This window comes from Pontibacter sp. JAM-7, from assembly GCF_048548695.2.
In the GTDB taxonomy this organism is placed as follows: Bacteria; Pseudomonadota; Gammaproteobacteria; order Pseudomonadales; family Balneatricaceae; genus Neptuniibacter.
In genome coordinates, this window is record NZ_JBLYIF020000002.1 from 62,094 (window position 1) to 80,677 (window position 18,584).

Annotated in this window: 19 protein-coding genes; 7 read left to right on the forward strand and 12 right to left on the reverse strand. The window is 52.6% G+C overall.

Annotation, left to right across the window (positions count from 1 at the left end):
• Window positions 1-54 precede the first annotated feature (54 nt).
• The 3 genes from ACFVYJ_RS02515 to ACFVYJ_RS02525 are packed head-to-tail and all read left to right on the forward strand — an operon-like array spanning window position 55 to window position 3,139.
• The gene (locus ACFVYJ_RS02515; protein ID WP_419415474.1) at window positions 55-1,734 is read left to right on the forward strand and encodes a sigma 54-interacting transcriptional regulator; all 1,680 of its coding nucleotides are present in this window, start codon (window positions 55-57) and stop codon (window positions 1,732-1,734) included.
• Window positions 1,731-2,123, forward strand: a complete 393-nt coding sequence (locus ACFVYJ_RS02520) for a GlcG/HbpS family heme-binding protein (RefSeq protein WP_419415473.1) — start codon at window positions 1,731-1,733, stop codon at window positions 2,121-2,123. The genes ACFVYJ_RS02515 and ACFVYJ_RS02520 overlap by 4 nt, the downstream gene beginning before the upstream one ends.
• Window positions 2,123-3,139 carry an LLM class flavin-dependent oxidoreductase gene (locus ACFVYJ_RS02525; RefSeq protein ID WP_419415472.1) on the forward strand — a complete coding sequence of 339 codons (1,017 nt, stop codon included), beginning with the start codon at window positions 2,123-2,125 and terminating at the stop codon, window positions 3,137-3,139. The genes ACFVYJ_RS02520 and ACFVYJ_RS02525 overlap by 1 nt, the downstream gene beginning before the upstream one ends.
• A gap of 85 nt (window positions 3,140-3,224) precedes the next feature.
• Here ACFVYJ_RS02525 and ACFVYJ_RS02530 read toward each other — a convergent pair whose 3' ends face one another.
• The 12 genes from ACFVYJ_RS02530 to ACFVYJ_RS02585 form a co-directional block, all read right to left on the reverse strand.
• Complete coding sequence (locus tag ACFVYJ_RS02530; RefSeq protein ID WP_419415471.1) at window positions 3,225-4,274, reverse strand: NAD(P)-dependent alcohol dehydrogenase; 1,050 nt, start codon at window positions 4,272-4,274, stop codon at window positions 3,225-3,227.
• Window positions 4,275-4,717: 443 nt separating this feature from the next.
• Entirely contained in the window at window positions 4,718-4,909 is a 192-nt protein-coding gene (locus ACFVYJ_RS02535; protein WP_419415470.1) for a 4-oxalocrotonate tautomerase, read from the reverse strand.
• 16 nt (window positions 4,910-4,925) lie between these two features.
• Window positions 4,926-5,528: an antibiotic biosynthesis monooxygenase gene (locus tag ACFVYJ_RS02540; RefSeq protein WP_419415469.1), complete on the reverse strand. Its 603-nt coding sequence runs from the start codon at window positions 5,526-5,528 to the stop codon at window positions 4,926-4,928.
• On the reverse strand, window positions 5,512-6,306 hold the full coding sequence (dmpH, locus tag ACFVYJ_RS02545; protein WP_419415468.1) for a 2-oxo-3-hexenedioate decarboxylase: 795 nt from the start codon (window positions 6,304-6,306) through the stop codon (window positions 5,512-5,514). The genes ACFVYJ_RS02540 and dmpH overlap by 17 nt, the downstream gene beginning before the upstream one ends.
• Complete coding sequence (dmpG, locus tag ACFVYJ_RS02550) at window positions 6,306-7,334, reverse strand: 4-hydroxy-2-oxovalerate aldolase (RefSeq protein ID WP_419415467.1); 1,029 nt, start codon at window positions 7,332-7,334, stop codon at window positions 6,306-6,308. The genes dmpH and dmpG overlap by 1 nt, the downstream gene beginning before the upstream one ends.
• Window positions 7,335-7,349: 15 nt before the next feature.
• Window positions 7,350-8,261, reverse strand: coding sequence for an acetaldehyde dehydrogenase (acetylating) (locus tag ACFVYJ_RS02555; protein WP_419415466.1), 912 nt, complete (start codon window positions 8,259-8,261; stop codon window positions 7,350-7,352).
• 25 nt (window positions 8,262-8,286) lie between these two features.
• Window positions 8,287-9,072: a 2-oxopent-4-enoate hydratase gene (gene dmpE / locus ACFVYJ_RS02560; protein WP_419415465.1), complete on the reverse strand. Its 786-nt coding sequence runs from the start codon at window positions 9,070-9,072 to the stop codon at window positions 8,287-8,289.
• Complete coding sequence (locus tag ACFVYJ_RS02565; protein ID WP_419415464.1) at window positions 9,069-9,935, reverse strand: alpha/beta fold hydrolase; 867 nt, start codon at window positions 9,933-9,935, stop codon at window positions 9,069-9,071. Before ACFVYJ_RS02565 ends, dmpE begins: the two co-directional genes overlap by 4 nt.
• A gap of 10 nt (window positions 9,936-9,945) precedes the next feature.
• The gene (locus tag ACFVYJ_RS02570; RefSeq protein ID WP_419415463.1) at window positions 9,946-11,406 is read right to left on the reverse strand and encodes a 2-hydroxymuconic semialdehyde dehydrogenase; all 1,461 of its coding nucleotides are present in this window, start codon (window positions 11,404-11,406) and stop codon (window positions 9,946-9,948) included.
• 106 nt (window positions 11,407-11,512) lie between these two features.
• Window positions 11,513-12,433 (reverse strand): catechol 2,3-dioxygenase, encoded by a 921-nt coding sequence (locus ACFVYJ_RS02575; protein ID WP_419415462.1) that lies wholly within the window; start codon window positions 12,431-12,433, stop codon window positions 11,513-11,515.
• A 39-nt stretch (window positions 12,434-12,472) separates the two neighbouring features.
• Window positions 12,473-12,817, reverse strand: a complete 345-nt coding sequence (locus ACFVYJ_RS02580; RefSeq protein ID WP_419415461.1) for a 2Fe-2S iron-sulfur cluster-binding protein — start codon at window positions 12,815-12,817, stop codon at window positions 12,473-12,475.
• Between the two features lie 454 nt (window positions 12,818-13,271).
• Window positions 13,272-14,975, reverse strand: coding sequence for a sigma 54-interacting transcriptional regulator (locus ACFVYJ_RS02585; RefSeq protein WP_419415460.1), 1,704 nt, complete (start codon window positions 14,973-14,975; stop codon window positions 13,272-13,274).
• 438 nt (window positions 14,976-15,413) lie between these two features.
• On the opposite strand from ACFVYJ_RS02585, the gene ACFVYJ_RS02590 reads away from it, so the two are divergent.
• The 4 genes from ACFVYJ_RS02590 to ACFVYJ_RS02605 are packed head-to-tail and all read left to right on the forward strand — an operon-like array spanning window position 15,414 to window position 18,533.
• Window positions 15,414-15,731, forward strand: coding sequence for a phenol hydroxylase subunit (locus tag ACFVYJ_RS02590; RefSeq protein WP_419415459.1), 318 nt, complete (start codon window positions 15,414-15,416; stop codon window positions 15,729-15,731).
• Between the two features lie 18 nt (window positions 15,732-15,749).
• On the forward strand, window positions 15,750-16,733 hold the full coding sequence (locus ACFVYJ_RS02595) for an aromatic/alkene monooxygenase hydroxylase subunit beta (RefSeq protein ID WP_419415458.1): 984 nt from the start codon (window positions 15,750-15,752) through the stop codon (window positions 16,731-16,733).
• A gap of 11 nt (window positions 16,734-16,744) precedes the next feature.
• On the forward strand, window positions 16,745-17,014 hold the full coding sequence (locus ACFVYJ_RS02600) for an MmoB/DmpM family protein (protein WP_419415457.1): 270 nt from the start codon (window positions 16,745-16,747) through the stop codon (window positions 17,012-17,014).
• A gap of 16 nt (window positions 17,015-17,030) precedes the next feature.
• Complete coding sequence (locus ACFVYJ_RS02605) at window positions 17,031-18,533, forward strand: aromatic/alkene/methane monooxygenase hydroxylase/oxygenase subunit alpha (RefSeq protein ID WP_419415456.1); 1,503 nt, start codon at window positions 17,031-17,033, stop codon at window positions 18,531-18,533.
• The last annotated feature ends 51 nt before the right edge of the window (window positions 18,534-18,584 follow it).

Sequence of the window (18,584 nt, forward strand, 5' to 3'; positions counted from 1 at the left end):
TGATTATGAAATCTCATACAATGTCTTAAGTGATAAAAATAAGAGAGGTATCCAATGAGCCAGCCACTGCAGGAAGCGGAGTTATCCCTCAGCCATCAGATCCGGTTTCAGAAACGGGACGGCACCATCTGGTTTGGCGAGCAACGCATGATCCTTTTGCAGTTGGCGGCTCTGGCCTCTTTCCGTAAAGAGCAGATAGAGACGGTAGGCCTGGAACGGGCTAAAGGTTTCTTTATGCGGCTTGGTTACAGCCTTGGCCAGAAGGATGCCTTGCTAGCCCGGCGGTTATATCCTGAGGCTTCCTCGCTTGAACTGCTGCGGGCAGGTTTTTCTCTGCATAGTCTGAAAGGCATGGTGCGGATAGAAAAAAACACCCTTTCCATGCCTAGTCCAGAGGAGTTTATTGCCGAGTATGCCCTGGCCGATTCATATGAAGCAGAGATGTTTCGCAGTGAATTAGGACAGATAGATGAGCCTGGCTGCTGGAGTCTGGTCGGTCATGCCAGTGCGTTTACCAGCAATATTCTCGGTCAGGAAATCCTGTTTAAAGAGACCAGTTGCCGTGGCTGCGGCGATGCAGCTTGTCATCTTGTCGGGCGGCCTGCTGAGGCATGGGACGATGCAGCTCAGTATCGGCGCTATTTTGTCAGCAGCCCCATTATTGAAGAGTTGTATGAGTTGCAGTCACAGTTATCGGTGTTGCGACACAAAGTCGATTCAGCGCCAACCTTGGGTAACCTGCGCGGGAAATCGGCCGGTTACCGTCACGTCTGCAGTATGGCTGCCCGCGCCGCGGAAGGCGATGTCAGTGTATTGTTGCTTGGTGAAACGGGTGTTGGCAAAGAGCTGGTAGCACAGGGCATCCACAATGCCAGTGAACGGCATAATAATCCCTTCGTTGCCGTTAACTGTGCTGCTATTCCTCCCGATCTGATAGAAGCGGAACTGTTTGGTGTCTGCAAGGGTGCTTATACCGGGGCTATGCAAAGTCGTGAAGGTAAATTTGAGCGGGCACATACTGGTACCATCTTTCTGGATGAAGTCATCGAGCTGTCCCCGAGAGCTCAGGCATCATTGTTACGGGTGCTGCAGGAAGGTGAGATGGAGCGGGTGGGCGATACCCAGACCCGTAAAATTGATGTGCGGATTATTGCTGCGACTAACGAGTCTCTGGAAGAAGCCATAAAAGAGGGCCGTTTCCGGGCGGATCTGTATTACCGGCTCAATGTCTATCCGATTCAGATACCGCCATTGCGACAACGTCAGGAAGATATTCCGGTATTGATTGATCATTTTCTCGAAAAATATCAGGCCTACTATAAAAAACGCGTCTCGGGCCTGAGTGATATGGCCCAGAAGGCGATGCGTGAATACAGTTGGCCTGGCAATGTACGGGAGCTGGAAAACCTGATCGAACGTGGCCTGATACTGACCGATAACGGTGAATCCATCAGCGCCCAATCCTTATTCCCAAGTTTTGACTCTGGTGCCAGTCAGGTTGTCTCGGATGACGGCCGGCTGATTGATGCCACAGAGTTGGATAAAACCGAGACTACGCCTGGCTGGATCGAGCAGGCACTAAAAGAAGCCGGTTCCCTGGAAACCATTGAAGAGCACCTTATCGAATACGCCATGCAAAAGGGCAGCGGCAATATATCATCGGCTGCCCGTACATTGGGCGTCAGTCGTCCAACCTTGGCATATCGACTGAAAAAAATGGAGAACACCGCATGAACGAACAACAGGCCCAACGTATTCTGCAGGCTGCAGTCACTAAGGCAAAGGAACTGGATATACGGGTATGTATTGCGGTGGTGGATGCCTCTGCGCAGCTGAACATGTTTCAGCGCATGGACGGTGCATTTCTGGGTGCTATTGATGTGGCAATCAAAAAAGCCCGAACGTCGGCGTTATTTCCGCTGCCCAGCGGTGACTTTGGCCAGTTGATGCGGGATGAGGATCTAACCGGAATGCATGAAACCAACGGTGGTCTGATTGGGTTTCCCGGCGGCTGCCCGGTGTTTGTTGCCGGTCAGTCACTGGGGGCGATAGGCATTTCCGGCGGTTCGGCAGATCAGGATCATGCCATTGCTTCGGCAGCAGCAGTAATGGAAGCGGTCTGATGAAACTCAGCATTGTCGATCAGGTTCCGGTACATCAGGGAAAAACACAGGCGGCAGCACTGAATGATGCCGTGCAGCTGGCGCAGATCGCGGATGAACTTGGGTATCATCGTTACTGGATTGCAGAACATCATGCGACACCCAGCTATGCCAGTAGTTGTCCGGAGTTGGTCATTAGCCGGATTGCCGCAGCGACCAAACAGATACGCGTTGGTAGTGGCGGGGTCATGTTGTCCCATTACAGCCCTTACCGGGTGGCCGAACTGTTCCGTACCCTGAGTGCCTTTTTCCCCGGCCGGATCGACCTGGGTTTTGGCCGCGCTCCGGGGGGCAGTGAACTGAGCAGCCGTGCGCTGGCGTTCCCCAATTATCCCAGTGGGGTTGAAAACTTCCCGGATCAGGTTGAGCAACTGATCGGTTTTCTGCATGGCGATCTGCATGAGGACGATTATTTTGCCGACCTGAAAACTACCCCCGAAGGGGCGCAGCCACCTCAGATGTGGGCCCTGGGTTCCGGTGCCGGCAGTATCAATCTGGCGGCGGAGCAGGGGCTGGGTTTTGTTCTGGCCTTGTTTATCGGCACCGAACATCGCCCGGCCGAGTTCGTGCAGCAGTATTACCAGCAGTTCCGGCCCCGCAATGGCTCAGCGCTGCATAAACCTCAGGCGATTATCGCCAATGCCGTGATCTGTGCAGAGACCGCTGAGGAAGCCCATTATCTGACGGCATCCCATGCCTACTGGAAAACCCTGGCGTTCCGCCATGGTATCCGGGAAGGGTTGCGCAGTCCGAAAGACTGCCTGGACCGGGTAAAACAACTGGCACCTTCCGACCAGGCGTATTTTGCAGAGACCTGCGACTCGATGGTAACCGGAACACCGCAACAGTGCCGGGAGCAACTGGAACAACAGGCTGCCTTTTATGGTGTAGATGAGGTGATGGTGGTTGCGGTGACCTGGAGTTTTGCCAAACGCTGCGAAAGCTACCGGTTACTGGCGCAGGCATTTAATGATTAACCACTAACACGGGCCTCATTTACTGCTGATAATCAGCAGTGCGGTTCACCCGGACCGGGTGAACCGTAGCGAATCTTATTCTGTACTACTGTGCATTAAGTGAAGCCATATCAATGACGTAGCGGTGTGCAACATCCCCTTGCTCAAGATGCTTATAAGCGTCGTTAACCTGGTCCATACGGATCATTTCACACTCAGGCAAAATATTATGCTCAGCGCAAAAATTCAGCACCTCCTGGGTTTCTGCAATACCGCCAATTAAGGAGCCTGCAATGCGTCGCCGACCAAATACCAACGGGAATGACTGTGGCTCTTCCAGCGCTCCGATCTGACCGACTATGACGATAGAGCCATCTATATCCAGCAGGGGGGTATAGGGGTTCAGGTCATGTTTAACTGGTGCGGTATCAATAATTAGATCAAAAGATGCAGCTGCCTGTGCCATTGTTGTGGTGTCAGTAGAGACGAGGATGTCTTGAGCGCCCAGTGATTTGGCATATCTCTGTTTGCTGGCAGAGCGACTGATTACGGTAACCGTTGCCCCCATGGCAACCGCCAGCTTTACCGCCATATGGCCAAGACCACCCAAACCAATAACGCCTATACGGCTGCCTGGACCAACATTCCAGGTACGCAGGGGAGAGTAGGTGGTGATGCCCGCACACAGAATCGGTGCCGCTTTCGCCAGATCCAGTGTGGTCGGTACTTTAAGCACGAAGCCCTCACGCACGACAATATGTTTTGCGTAGCCACCCTGTGTGGTTTCACCGGATATACGATCGGGCGATCCATAAGTGGCTGTCATGCCATGGCGGCAGTATTGCTCTTCACCATTGTGGCATTGGTCGCATTCTTGGCAGCTGTCCACCATACAACCAACGGCGACAGGGTCACCCACTGCATATTTGGTGACATCCTGACCGACGTCTATCACTCGTCCGACGATCTCGTGTCCTGGTACCAATGGGTAGTCCTGTGGTCCCCAGTCACCATTAACTGTATGCAAGTCTGAGTGACAGACTCCGCAGTAGAGAATTTCTATAGACACATCATTGGCGCGCAGATTACGTCGCTCAAAATGGTAGGGTGCAAGTTCTGTGTCGGCAGAATGGGCGGCATAACCAATCGTTTTCATAGTTACCTTGTGTGGTTCAGATCGAGGAGAGGTGTTCAGTGTACGAGGCGAGGGGGACCGCGAGCAAAACCAAAAGCCGCTAATTTTTGCCTATTGCTCGTGAATGCGCTTTAAGGCGTAGTACTTATGATAATTTTCAGGCGGCTCTCAGTGCCGCGACTTGCATAAACAACCGGCATAGCAATAAGTATGATTAGTGCTTTTGTGTGTGCTGCGTCACTACCTCGTGATGGTGATCCCCATCACTAGGGCAATGGTTATCATCAGATAAAGAGCATGGCAAACTGACAGTATGTTAATTAACGTACCAGGTAGCGAGTCCCAAATTGATAAGGAGTAATAGATATAGCCAGAAAAAAACACCCGGCGGACCGGGTGGGTGAAGACGGAGGAGCCTGCTAGATTTCTCCGTGTGTAGAGTTTTTGCTAGATGGGCCTGGGCGTCAGCGCCCGAGTTTTTTCGCTGATTGTCCGGCAATACCGAAATGCTGTTTTGGCATCTCGTTAATCAGGACGCGAACACTTTCACGAGGGGCATCCAGAGCACGGACAATTGCCTCAGTCATTTCATGAATCAGCAGCTCTTTCTGTTCATCACTGCGGCCTTCAATCAGATTGATCTGTGCGATGGGCATAATGTTTTCCTGCTTGTTAATGTTTGAATAACCAGTTTTTCAGTAACCGCGTCACCCTTGGCATTACCACATAGGTCATCAGTACTACCTGACCTGCCACCACGCACAGGGTCTGCAGCCAAGCGGGCAACACAGACAGCCAGGGCTGCAGCAGGGCATGTATACCCATAATCAGGGCGTATACCACGACAATCAGTACCAGCGCCATTTTGGCCGGTGATGGAGGTTGGTGGGCGGGAAGCTCCGGCAGATCAAACCAGAATTCCAGACCGGTACCGCGGTGGGTTTTTGCCGCGCCTTCCGTCAATCCTGCCAGTTTATCTAACCAGGTTTTGCGCAGTGTCGACTGTTCCCACTGCTGACAGTTTTGATAGGTGTCAAACCTGTAGATGATGACATACTCATGGTCAGTGGTCGGACCGGGACGCAGGACGCTGGTACCAAGATGCCCCGGGTATTCACCTGCAGCATCAATAACGCCTGAAATCCAGGCTTCATATTCAGCTTCCCGGCCGGGTTTTACCCGACGCGAGATGCTGACGGTGACCGGGCCTTCATCACCCGGGGTACAGACCCGGCTGTCAGCCGGATCCTGTGGGTGGTCAGACGAACTTGCCACTGACAGTCCCCAGATCCTGATAACGTACACAGAAGCTGTCACCCTTGTTGACCTGAACCGCCGCGGTAATGGCACCGATCATGATAAAGGTGCCAGCCGGAATCTCTTCGCCCCGTTCGCCCAGCATATTGGCCAGCATGGCCACCGAGGATGCCGGGTGACCCAGCACCGCCGCACCGGCGCCCAGCTGCACCACTTCACCATTGATTTCCATTACCACGCCCAGGTTTTTCAGATCCAGATCCTGTGGTTTGGCCATGGTGCCGCCAGCAATAAAGCGGCTGGAGGAGGAGTTATCGGCAATCACACTTTTCAGGTCGAACTTGAAATCCTTGTAGCGTGAGTCGATCACTTCTACGGCTGGCATTACGAAGTCGGTAGCGCGCAGTACATCACCAATATGAATGCCCGGGCCTTTCAGCGGTGCCTTGGTGACAAATGCCAGTTCCGCTTCAATCTTCGGATGGATCAGCTCATCATGTTTGATCTCGCCACCATCTGGCACTGAAAAGTAATCCGCCAGAAAACCGTAGCAGGGTTGTTCAACCCCCATCTGTTTCATCTTGGCCCAAGAGGTCAGGCCCATCTTCATGCCGACAATTTTGTTACCGCGAGCTTCCTTGCGGCGGCGGATCTCCCACTGGATATCGAAGGCGTCCTTATAGGTCATCTCCGGGAAGTCGTCAGTGATTTTGGTAATTTCGTAGGCTTCCAGCTCTGCTGTTTCACAATGCTCAGCCAGCGCCTGAATCTGTTCTGTGGTGAGTTGGTTGGTCATTAAATCAATCCTCGTGCTTTGGCCATGGTCAGTGCCAAGTCTTCAATCATGTCTTCCTGGCCGCCCACGGTGCCACGTTTACCCAGTTCCACCAGAATATCGCGGGCCTGAATGCCGTATTTAGCTTCAGCGCGCTTGGCAAACAACAGGAAGGAGCTGTACACCCCGGCATAGCCCAGGGTCAGGGCATCACGATCCACCCGGATTGGCTGATCCATCAGTGGTACAACGATGTCTTCTGCGACATCCATGATCTTGTAGAGATCGATGCCATGATCAGCACCCATACGATCCAGTACCGCAACAAAGACTTCCAGTGGTGTATTACCGGCACCGGCACCCAGGCCTGCAACGGAACCATCGATACGGGTGGCACCGGCCGCCATCGCCGCCAGTGAGTTAGCAATAGCCATGCCCATGTTGTGGTGGCCGTGGAAACCGATTTCGGTGTTAGGGTTCAGTTCAGCACGTAATAGACTGATCTTTTCCGTGACTTCATCCGGCAGCATGTAACCGGCGGAATCGGTGCAGTAGATGCAGTTAGCACCATAGCTTTCCATCAGTTTTGCTTGTTCCAGCACTTTCTCGGCAGACACCATGTGCGCCATCATCAGGAAGCCAACGGTGTCCATCTCCATTTTTGCCGCCATGCCGATGTGTTGTTCGGACACATCCGCTTCGGTGCAGTGGGTGGCAACACGGATGGTGTTTACACCGCAGTCTTTCGCCATTTTCAGGTGATCGACGGTACCGATACCCGGCAGTAGCAGGGCAGAGATTTTGGCGTTTTTCATTTTTGGCACTACCGCGTTGAGGTATTCCTCATCGGTGTGGGCCGGGAAGCCGTAGTTGACAGATGCACCGCCCAGACCATCGCCGTGGGTGACTTCGATCAGCGGCATACCCGCTTCATCCAGGCCGGTGGCCACGGCGACCATCTGCTCCAGTGACAGCTGGTGACGTTTGGCATGCATGCCATCGCGCAGACTCATGTCGTGGAGCGTGACTTTCTTACCTTGTAAATTCATATTCTGTTCCTCCACTTAACCACGGGTCGGCAGGGTGATAACGCCATTGGCAGCTTCTTCAGCAAACATCTCAGCGGTACGTAAACCGGCTGCTGTCATGATGTCCAGGTTGCCAGCATAGGCAGGCAGGAAGTCGCCCAGCCCTTCCACTTCCATAAACACGGATACGCGATTGCCATCAAAGATAGGGCCGTTTACCAGCTTGTAGCCGGGGACGTATTTCTGGACTTCTGCGACCATCTTGTGGACGGACTCGGTAATCGCTTGCTGATCCGGGGTGTCTTTGGTCAGGCAGTGCACGGTGTCGCGCATTAGCAGAGGAGGCTCAGCCGGGTTGATGATAATAATCGCTTTGCCGTCTTTGGCACCGCCAACTTGCTTCACCGCGCCAGAGGTGGTGCGGGTGAATTCATCGATGTTCTGGCGAGTGCCGGGGCCAACCGAGCGGGAGGAAACGGTAGCAACAATCTCGCCATATTCCACTTCCTGGACTTGGGACACAGCGGCCACCATTGGGATGGTGGCCTGGCCACCACAGGTGACCATGTTGACGTTCATCTCCAGCTGTTCGGCATGCTGTTTCAGGTTCACCGGTGGCACACAGAAAGGACCGATCGCGGCTGGGGTCAGGTCAATCATAATGACTCCCAGTTCATTCAGTTTGCGGCTGTTCTCGGCATGAACATAAGCCGAGGTGGCATCAAAGGCGATGCGGATATCATCTGCAATGACCTGTTCCAGCATGCCATCAACACCGGTATGGGAGGTTTTCAAACCCATCTCTTTGGCCCGCTTCAGGCCTTCGGACTCAGGGTCGATACCCACCATCCAGACCGGTTCTACCCAATCAGAGCGCATCATTTTCATCAGCAGGTCGGTGCCGATATTACCCGGGCCAATGATGACGGCTTTCAGTTTCTTACTCATGTTATGTCCTCAAATCAGTCCTGGATCAGGTGAAACGTACGGAAGCGGAACCGATGCCGCCGATGCTGACGGTCATAAAGTCACCGGCTTGTACCGGCTCCAGTGGCACCAGCGAACCGGACAGGATCACTTCACCGGCTTTTAGTGGAATACCAAACTGGCCCAGGGTGTTGGCCAGCCAGGTGACACAGTTCACTGGACTGCCCAGTGCAGCTGCACCAGCGCCGGTGGAGATGATCTGGCCGTTTTTCTCCACCACCATGCCGCACGTAGACAGGTCGACCTGCGATGGGCTGACGGCGGTGTCACCCAGCACAAACAGGCCGCAGGAGGCGTTATCTGCAACGGTGTCCTGAATTTTGATCTGCCAGTTCTCGATACGGGAATCGACAATCTCAAAGCAGGGCATGACGCAATCCGTCGCCGCCAGCACGTCCGCATTGGTAATGCCGGGGCCGATCAGGTCTTTTTTGAGAATAAATGCGATCTCGCCTTCAGCTTTTGGCTGAATCAACCGTTCGCTAATCGGCATCTCTTCACCCTGGTTAAACACCATGTCATCGGTCAGGTAACCAAAATCGGGTTGATGCACATTGAGCATGTTCTGCACAGCTTTAGAGGTAACACCGATTTTTTTACCGATGATTTTGGCGCCAGCTTGTACCCGACGATCCACCATGCGCAGTGAGATGTGGTAGGCATCGTCAATGGTGATGTCATTAAAGCGCTCGGTGAACGGGCGCAGTGTAATCCGGCCGGTCAGGGCCTCATACAGTTCATCACCACACTGCTGAATCAGTTCTGTATTCATTGTGTTTTCTCGTTGTCTGCTGCATCGGCTTCGCCCAGAAAGGCGGCAACCAATTGGTTAAATCTTTGGGTGTGTTCAATCTGGGTCCAGTGACCACAACGACCAAACACATGTAACTGAGATCGTTCAATCCATTGGTGCAGGGTCTGGCTGGTCTGTAACGGAATCACGCGGTCATCCCGGCCGTGAATGATCAGGGTTTCCTGAGGCAGGGTACGGATGTCAGCTTCGCTACTGGCCATAGCATCGACCCAGCGCTGTCGGGGTGCCGGAAACATAGCGGAGAATGACGCCTGAAAACCGGAACGTATGCTGGCCTGATAACGCAGCTCAGCCAGTTCATCGGTCACCAGGCTGCGATCGTAGGCAAAGATGTCGAGCATCTGCTTCATGGCAGCGATCGATGGCTGATAGCCCCAGACCTGATCCAGACCCGTGGTAATCTCAAATGGCACACCTACACTGCCCATCAAGACCAGTCGCCGTACTCGTTCCGGGTGGCGAATTGTCAATGCCAGTGCCAGGGCGCCGCCAAAGGAGTTGCCGATAAGGTCGGTTCGCTGGATATCCAGACTGTCAAGAATATCCAGTGCATGTTTTACCCAGCGATCCATGTTGTAACTGTTGTCTGCCGGACGCGCGGTATAACCAAATCCCAGTAGGTCGGGTGCCAGTACTCGTCTGGTTTCAGCCAGATAGGGCAGCACCAGGCGCCAGTTGGCCCAGGCGGTAACCCCGGGGCCTGACCCGTGCAACAGCAGCACCGGATGACCTGCGCCCAGGTCATGCAGATTCGTCTGCACCCCTCCGGCTTGAATCATCTGTCCCAGTTCAGGGTTGTTGGCTGGCTGTGGAATGGTCATGAATGGGGTCTCACAGCTTGATGCAGATATTTTTGGTTTCGGTGTAAAACTCCAGAGAGTGGATACCACCTTCACGGCCAATGCCGGATTCTTTAGCGCCGCCAAATGCGGTGCGCAGATCGCGCAGGAACCAGCTATTAACCCAGACCAAACCGACTTCCATCTGTTCGGCAACGCGGGAGGCGCGGGCGCTGTTTTCGGTCCAGATAGTCGCAGACAGGCCGTAACGGGTGTCGTTAGCCAGTGCGATGGCTTCCTCTTCGGTATCGAATGGACGGATATGGCAGCAGGGGCCGAAGATCTCCTCATTCACTACCCGGGCATCGTCGGGCAGGCCGGTCCAGATAGTGGGTTCTATCCAGGCACCGTCATTCAGTTCTGGCCCCATATCAGGGATACCGCCTCCAATTACCACATTGGCACCTTCCTCCGCTGCCAGCTTGTAGTAGGACACTACCTTGTCGCGGTGTTCCAGGCTGACCAGTGGGCCGAAATCGACCTCCGGATCTTCTGGGCGACCCAGTTTCAGGCTTTCTACACCGTGCTTCAGGCGATTAACGAACGCGTCAAAAATTGGCCGTTCAACATAGACGCGCTCAGTACCCAGGCATACCTGGCCACAGTTAACAAACGCTGAGCGCATGGTGCCCTCAATCGCTTTGTCCATATCGCAGTCGGCAAATACCAGAGAGGGGTTTTTACCTCCACACTCCAGTGAGATGTTGCGCAGACCAACAGAAGCGGCTCGCATGATAATTTCGCCGGTGCGGGTTTCACCAGTGAAGGTGATGGCATCGACATCTTTATGTTCAGTCAGGTAAGCACCGGCAGATTCCGGACCGAAACCGTGCACCACGTTATAAACACCGGCGGGTACGCCGCACTCGTTCATCACTTCACCCAGCAGGGTGGCAGTGGCCGGTGTCTCTTCCGAAGGCTTAACCACCACGGTATTACCACAGGCCAGTGCTGGACCCACTTTCCAGGTCATCAGCAGCAGTGGCAGGTTCCACGGGCTGACGACGGCGATGACCCCTTTAGGGGTACGGTGACCATAGTTAAGGGCGCTTTTACCGTCCGGTGTATCCAGCTTGAAGGCTTCGGTCGGGTGGTTGGCCAGGGTTTCGGAAAATGCCTTGAAGTTGGCCGCACCGCGCGGGATATCAATGTGGGAGGCAATCTTTTCCGGTTTGCCGGTATCCAGACATTCCGCTTTCAGGAACTCATCAAACCGTTCATTGATACGGGCAGCGACACGGTCCAGCAATTTGATACGCTCAGCCTGCGACATCTTGCCCCAGGGACCATCAAGCGCTGCCTGAGCAGCAGCAACCGCAGCATTGACTTCAGCCTGGCCAGCTTCGTGCACCATGCCGATCAGACTGTTATCTACCGGGCAACGGTTTTCGAAAGTGCGCTCACTGGCAGAGGCGGCAAATTCGCCGTTGATAAAATGTTTAAATTCTTTCATGTAAGTGCTCGTCGTTTACTTTGCTCGTTGGTGTGCGCTTTCTTTAGACAATACTTGCCCCAACCACGGGAGGTCGGTTTACCCGTGGTTGTCATTAAAAAGTGGCTCAGGTCACTACTGACAGGAAGCGTTCGTTCAACTCGCGGTCATGGTAGAAAATGGCCTTGCCGAGTTTTTCGGCATCCCAGGTGATCGGTTCGTGATCCGGGTAGAAGTAGTCGCCACCACAGAACACCTCGTTACGGTTACCGGACGGGTCAAAGAAGTAGATAGTCTGACCGTGAGTAATACCGTGACGGGTAGGGCCAATGTCGATTGAAGTGTCTGTCATGGAGATCAGGTCACCGGCACGTAATACGTCATCCCATGTTTCCAGGAAGAAAGATGCGTGGTGAAATTTGCCCGGTTCAGGGTGGTCAATAAAGGCAATGTCGTGAGCTTTCATGCTCACAGTCAGAAACTGAGCAACCCGGGTTCCATCCGGTGTCATGACCTGTTCAACCAGGTCAAAGCCCAGCACGTTGCGGAACAGGTCAAGGGTTTTGGCCAGTTCAACCCCGTACAGCAGGCAGTGATCTAGGCGCTGGGCTTTCATACCGGTAAGGTCGCGCGGCCAGGCTTCTGGGTTATGGCTACCCACTGCTGATCCGACCTGCTTTTTGGTGGCGAACAGCTCAAAATTATGGCCACTTGGTGAGGTGAAGCGAACCCGGCGACCGCAGTCTTTCAATTCGCCTTCAGGAATATCATCAACACTACAGCCGAACTCAATCAGTTCAGCGCGCAGCTGATCGACAACTTCTTCGCTGAGGCATTTAAAAGCCATAAAATCCATACCTGGAGTGTCATCTTCGCGCAGTACAACGGAGAATTTATCTACCTCTGTCCAGCACTTCAGGTACACCCGGCCCTGGTCGTCACGATCCATCTCAGTCATACCAATAAGGTCACGGTAGTGGCTGACTGCTTCTTCTATGTCCAGTACTCTGAGCTGGACATGTCCTGGACGCATAACACCTTTTTTCATCTGTACTTCCTCATGTTGTTATTGTTTTAAACCAACAGCTCATTTATTCGGTGGTGAGACGGGGGGTTGATATTGATCTGACTCGATCAGCAGATTACTGGTAGGGCTGATGCGACAAGCCAGTACCAGGCCTTCAGCCAGGTCAGCCTCGCTGATATGGGCTTTGCTCATTCTTTTATGTTGGTACTGGCCCTCAAGTACCCGGACTTTGCAGAGGCCACAACCGCCACCTCGGCAACCTACCGCGATGCAGCGGCACTGGCGTTGTTCCATGGCTTTCAGCAGGTTGCCTCCGGCAGGACAGAGAAACTCCTGATCCCGGTTGATGACCCGAATGCGGAATGGTTGATATGGGCCACAAAAATCTGCTGTCATAACTTGCATACACATAACCGATTATTTTTTTTATGGTTTGCTGGTTAAAAGCAAGGGGTGTGCCAGCCGCTTGGATATATGGATATTGCTGAGAGGTTTTTTATTTAAAGTATTGTTTTTTAATTATTTATTATTGAAATATTGAGTAGGTTTGCTGTCAGGTTAATGCAGGGGGGGGAGAGCAGGGCAGGTGTTTATCTGATTAAATGATGAAATGATCAGGCTGCACTTAATGAGTTGATGAAATAGTGCTGCAAACTGTATCAGCGGATACAGCCTGCAGAGGGCGGTTAGAGAACCTGCGAACAAGTACAAGACTTTCTCTGCAGCAGATAAATCAGCCTTATGCGCGAAAGGCAGTGCAGTGGAATGACACGTCCTTTTCAAGCTCCCTGAAAGCAGAAGGCTGTTTTAGAGCCAGCTCCATGGGGCTTTCAGGCTTATTCGTAGGTTCCTTAGCTGGTTAACCTTCGGGGTCAGCTTTCTTCAGCCGGTATGCCATCTGAGGGCGGGTAATGCCCAACAGACGTGCAGCCTGGGTAATATTACCCTGGGTTTTTTCCATGGCGCGGTGCAGAAGGTTAGCTTCTAGTTCATCCAGATTCATCTGGTTGGAGAGTAGTTTATCCAGCAGATCAGTACCGTCTGAAGTGCTGGATTTTTCCGCCACTTCGCCAGTGCCTGCTGCAATATGCAGCGGATGCGTTGGTTCAACCAAAGAGGGGAAAAACGCATGCATATCAATGCTGCGATTATTGTCGGTAAGAATAACCCCGCGTTCCAGCATGTTTTCCAGTTCGCGAATATTGCCCGGCCATTTGTAATGCTGCAAAGCTTCCATGGCTTTGTCGGAAACACCCAGGGTCTTTTTGTTATAACGGGAGTGATATTTTTCCAGGAAATGCTCAACCAGTAACGGTATATCTTCCCTGCGGTCACGCAGGGGTGGAATGTGCACCGGAAATACATTCAAGCGGTAGAACAGATCAGCGCGGAAGCGTCCTTCCTGTACCGCCCGCTCTAGGTCTTCATTGGTAGCCGCGACCACCCGCACATCAACCTTAAGGGTTTCGGTACCACCGACGCGTTCCAGTTCACCTTCTTGTAGCACCCGAAGTAGGGATGCCTGAGCCCGCGGGCTGAGCTCTATCACTTCATCCAGAAAGATGGTGCCGGTGTTAGCGCGCTCAAACTTACCCTCTCTGGATGCGGTGGCGCCGGTATAAGCGCCTTTACGCACTCCAAACAGCTCAGCTTCGATTAAATCCGGTGGTATACAGGCACAGTTGACCGCGATAAAAGGTTGTTCGGCCCTGTGGCTACTCAGATGCAGGCCGCGGGCAACCACCTCTTTGCCGACCCCGGTTTCACCCTGCAGCAGCACAGTGACAGTGCTATCGGATGCGCGCTGGATCAGGCGGCAAACATGTTTGAAAGCCTCGGACTGACCCACCGAATTGAACAGTAGCTCATCTGTCGGGCAGCGAATCAACTGCAGATTTTCGCGCAGAGTACTGATCTCGTAACGTAGGGCAAATAGCTCTTCGATCAAGGGATCTGGCAGCAGTTGGCGTTCCAGTTCTTCACGATCCTCCCATTCCTCGGCGGGCTTGCCGACGATGCGGCAATGATCATTACCACATCCGGCGCAGCTCACCTCTTTGAAAAAGACTTTGCGTCCCAGGTAATAGGAGGTGAAACCACTGGCGTAGCCTAGCAACGTCCAGCATATGGGTTCCGCAGCGGTACCAAATTCAGCCAGGTGAACTTCAGCTTCATAAGAATCATACCAGTCGATTTCAGCGAAAAATTCACCCTTATCAATATCAAACTCTAATTTATCAAGCTGGACTCTGACCATGCCTTTGAGAGCATGCAGTTGTGGTCCGACCATAAAGGCTTCTGAGCTGGATATTTCCGGTCTGATTTTGTGCGCCAGTTCTGCGTCTTTCATACCGGAGTGGTAACCAAACCGCATCAAAAAGCCACGGGCTCGTTCAATGCCCATGGTGGTGATCAGCTCTTTACGCAGCGACCCCATTACGGTGGCATGAATCAGCAGCATGCGCTGCTCATCCAGCCAGATTTTACCGTCCCTGTAGGCAAACTGAATTTGCCCGATCAGGTCATCCGGCCTTGTATCTGAAATGGTGTTACCAGTGTCCATCAAAAGTTACCGCTGTATTATTTTTAGAATAATGAGGCAAGTACGGGATACGTCTGTAACGCTGGTCGGTTACAGGCACCAGTCAAGCTCCGCTGCTGGCAGTGGAGTCGGGTCGCCTTATATTCATAGGACTATAGTAAGACTGAAAATTCAATCACCTTGTGTTGATTGTCGGGTATTAGCGAATTATTCAGTCTGGAAATGACTTCTGAAATCATCACCTCAGGTATCTGGCCTGATCATATGGTTACCCAGCACAGTGCTGCGGCGGCGGGAACAACGGCGCCGAAATCTTTTCGATAAAATTTATACCTATATATAAAGCATTTAAAAACAATGGTTTAAGTTGTGATTTTGGTTTTGCTTGAAAGCTTTCCTGGTTGCTGGCACAGCCTTTGCTCATCCCGTTCACAACAATAAAAAATGTGAATGAATGCTATGAAACATACCCCACTTCAGTCAGTGCCGACGCGTTCCGCTCAGCAGCAGGGCCGACAGCTGACCAAATATGTTCGGATTCGCAGCGAGCCGGGAGCACGGTTTGTAGAGTTCGATTTCGCAATTGATGACCCATCGCTATTTGTCGAGTTAGTTATGCCGCAGCAGGCCTTTGACCTGTTCTGCGCAGCGAACGATGTGCAGTTTATGACGCAAGAGCAGATGGCGACGGTGGATGCAGAAATGAGCAAGTGGCGCTATGGCGAAGAAACGCTGATGGCGGACAACCATAACCGTTCAGGTAATAACAATAAGTAATCCTTTCGGGGAAAAAATATGACAATCCAGATAAAGACTTCAACTCTTGAACCCGTTCGCAATACCTTTGCCAACATCGAGCGCCGTTTTGGCGACAAACCGGCAACCCGCTACCAGGAAGCGACCTACGATCTGCAGGCTGAGTCCAACTACCATTACCGCCCGATGTGGGATCCCGAGCATGAGCTGAATGACCCGCGTCGCACAGCACTGGTGATGGAAGATTGGTATGTATTCAAGGATCCTCGCCAGTTTTACTACGGCACCTATGTACAGCAGCGCGCCCGCATGCAGGAAAACGCTGAACACAATTATGCTTTTTTCGAGAAACGTGATCTGGCAGCCCGGATGAGTGACGACGTGCGCAACGACGTGATCCGTTATCTGATACCACTGCGCCATGTCGAGCAGACGGCCAACCTGAACAACATGTACGGCACTGCCTACGGCTATGGCACCGCCATCACCCAGGCTTTGTTATATAACTCGATGGATCGGTTGGGGATTGCGCAATACCTGTCGCGTATCGGTTTGATTCTTGATGGTAATAGCGGTGATGCGCTGGCGCAGGCCAAACAGTTCTGGATGGATGACAGCATCTGGCAGGGCATGCGTGCACTGTGCGAAGAAACCCTGATCACCAAAGACTGGTTTGAACTGTTTGTTGCCCAAGATCTGGTGATCGACACTCTGGTCTATCAACTCTTCTATGTGCAGTTTGATCAGCAGTTGGCAGATGCGGGTGGCCAGGACATCGCCATGCTTACCGAGTTTGTGCAGGAGTGGAATAAGGACACCAGCCGCTGGGTGGATGCTGTGCTGAAGATTTCCGGCGCTGAGTCGGAAGAGAATAAAACCCTGATTGCCGGCTGGATTGAAGCTTGGCGCGGCAAAGCCGCCGAGGCCCTGGCGCCGGTGGCACAGGACATGCTGGGTCCTGATGCGCTAACAGAAGCACTGCAGGTGCTGGATAAACGTGTGGCGAAAGCCGGAATCAAATAAGGAATCACAACATGTCAAAAGTCTATCTGGCGCTACAGGATAACGATGAATCTCGCTACATCGTTGAGGCCATAGAAGAGGATAACCCGGAAGTAACGGTTATCTATCAACCCGCGATGGTGCGTATCGAAGCCGAGGGTTTCCTGGTTGTTAACCGTGAGACCGTTGAAGAAAAACTGGGGCGTGACTGGAATATGCAGGAGCTGCATCTGAGTCTGATCACCCTGGGCGGCAATGTCGATGAAGATGATGACAAGATCAGCCTGAGCTGGAACGAATAAGAATAAGGTGAGTGAAATGGCAGCTAAAAAACTGAATTTAAAAGAAAAGTACAGCATGCTGACGCGCGATCTGGATTGGGAATTTTCCTATCAGGACCGCAAAGAAGCGTTTCCGATGGAAGAGTTTGAAGGGATTAAGATTACCGACTGGTCAAAGTGGGAAGATCCGTTCCGGCTGACCATGGATGCATACTGGAAATATCAGGCGGAAAAAGAGAAAAAGTTGTACGCCATTTTTGATGCGTTCTCCCAGAACAACGGCCAGATGAATGTGTCTGATCCACGCTACCTTAACGCAATAAAATTGTTCCTGACGGGTATCTCGCCGCAGGAATATCAGGCGCACCAAGGTTTTGCCCATATCGGCCGCCAGTATGGTGGTGTCGGCGCCCGTGTCGCCTGCCAGATGCAATCGATAGATGAGCTGCGCCATGTACAGACTCAGGTCCATGCTATGAGTCACTACAACAAGTTCTTTGATGGCTTTCAGAGCTGGACCAACATGCAGGATCGGGTCTGGTATCTGTCGGTGCCAACCTCGTTCTTCCATGATGCACGCAGTGCCGGGCCATTTGAGTTCCTGGTGGCGATCGGTTTTAGTTTTGAATACGTACTGACAAACCTGCTGTTTGTGCCCTTTATGTCTGGTGCGGCTTACAACGGCGATATGGCGACAGTGACCTTTGGCTTCTCCGCCCAGTCTGATGAAGCCCGACACATGACCCTGGGGCTGGAAGTGATCAAGTTCCTGCTGGAACAGCATGAAGACAATGTGCCAATCGTACAGAAATGGATCGACAAGTGGTTCTGGCGCGGTACCCGTCTGCTGACCCTTGTTGCCATGATGATGGACTATATGTTGCCTAATAAGGTGATGAGCTGGAAGGAAGCCTGGGAAGTTTATTTCGAGGAAGCGGGTGGGGCGCTGTTCAAGGATCTGGCCCGTTACGGTATCCGCATTCCAAAATACGCTGATCTGGTAGAGCAAGAGAAAGAGCATGTGTCACACCAGGCATGGTGGACCTTCTATACCCACGGCCATGCGACAGGTTTCCATACCTGGATTCCAACCGATGAAGAGCTGGACTGGCTGAGCGAAAAATATCCGGACACCTTTGACAAGTACTACCGCCCACGCTGGGAACTGGCCCGTAAGCTTGAAGCCGAAGGCAAACGTTTCTATACCAAGGCGCTGCCGCAACTGTGTACTACTTGTCAGATTCCAATGCTGTTCACTGAAATGGATGATCCGACCCAAATTGCCTATCGCGACACTCTCTATAAGGGCGATCGTTATCATTTCTGCTCTGACGGCTGTTGCGACATCTTCAAGGATGAACCGGAAAAATATGTCCAGTCCTGGCTACCGGTGCACCAGATTCTGCAGGGTAACTGCGGTGGTCCAAGTGTTGAGCAGGTGCTGAGTGACTACTACCAGATAAATGTCGGTGCCGACAATATGGATATGAAAGGCTCGCCGGACGAAAAACGCTGGAAAAACTGGAAAGGGGTTGCTTGAGCAACTGCAACTGACAACAGCGCAGGGGGCTTAGGTTCCCTGCCGGTAAAG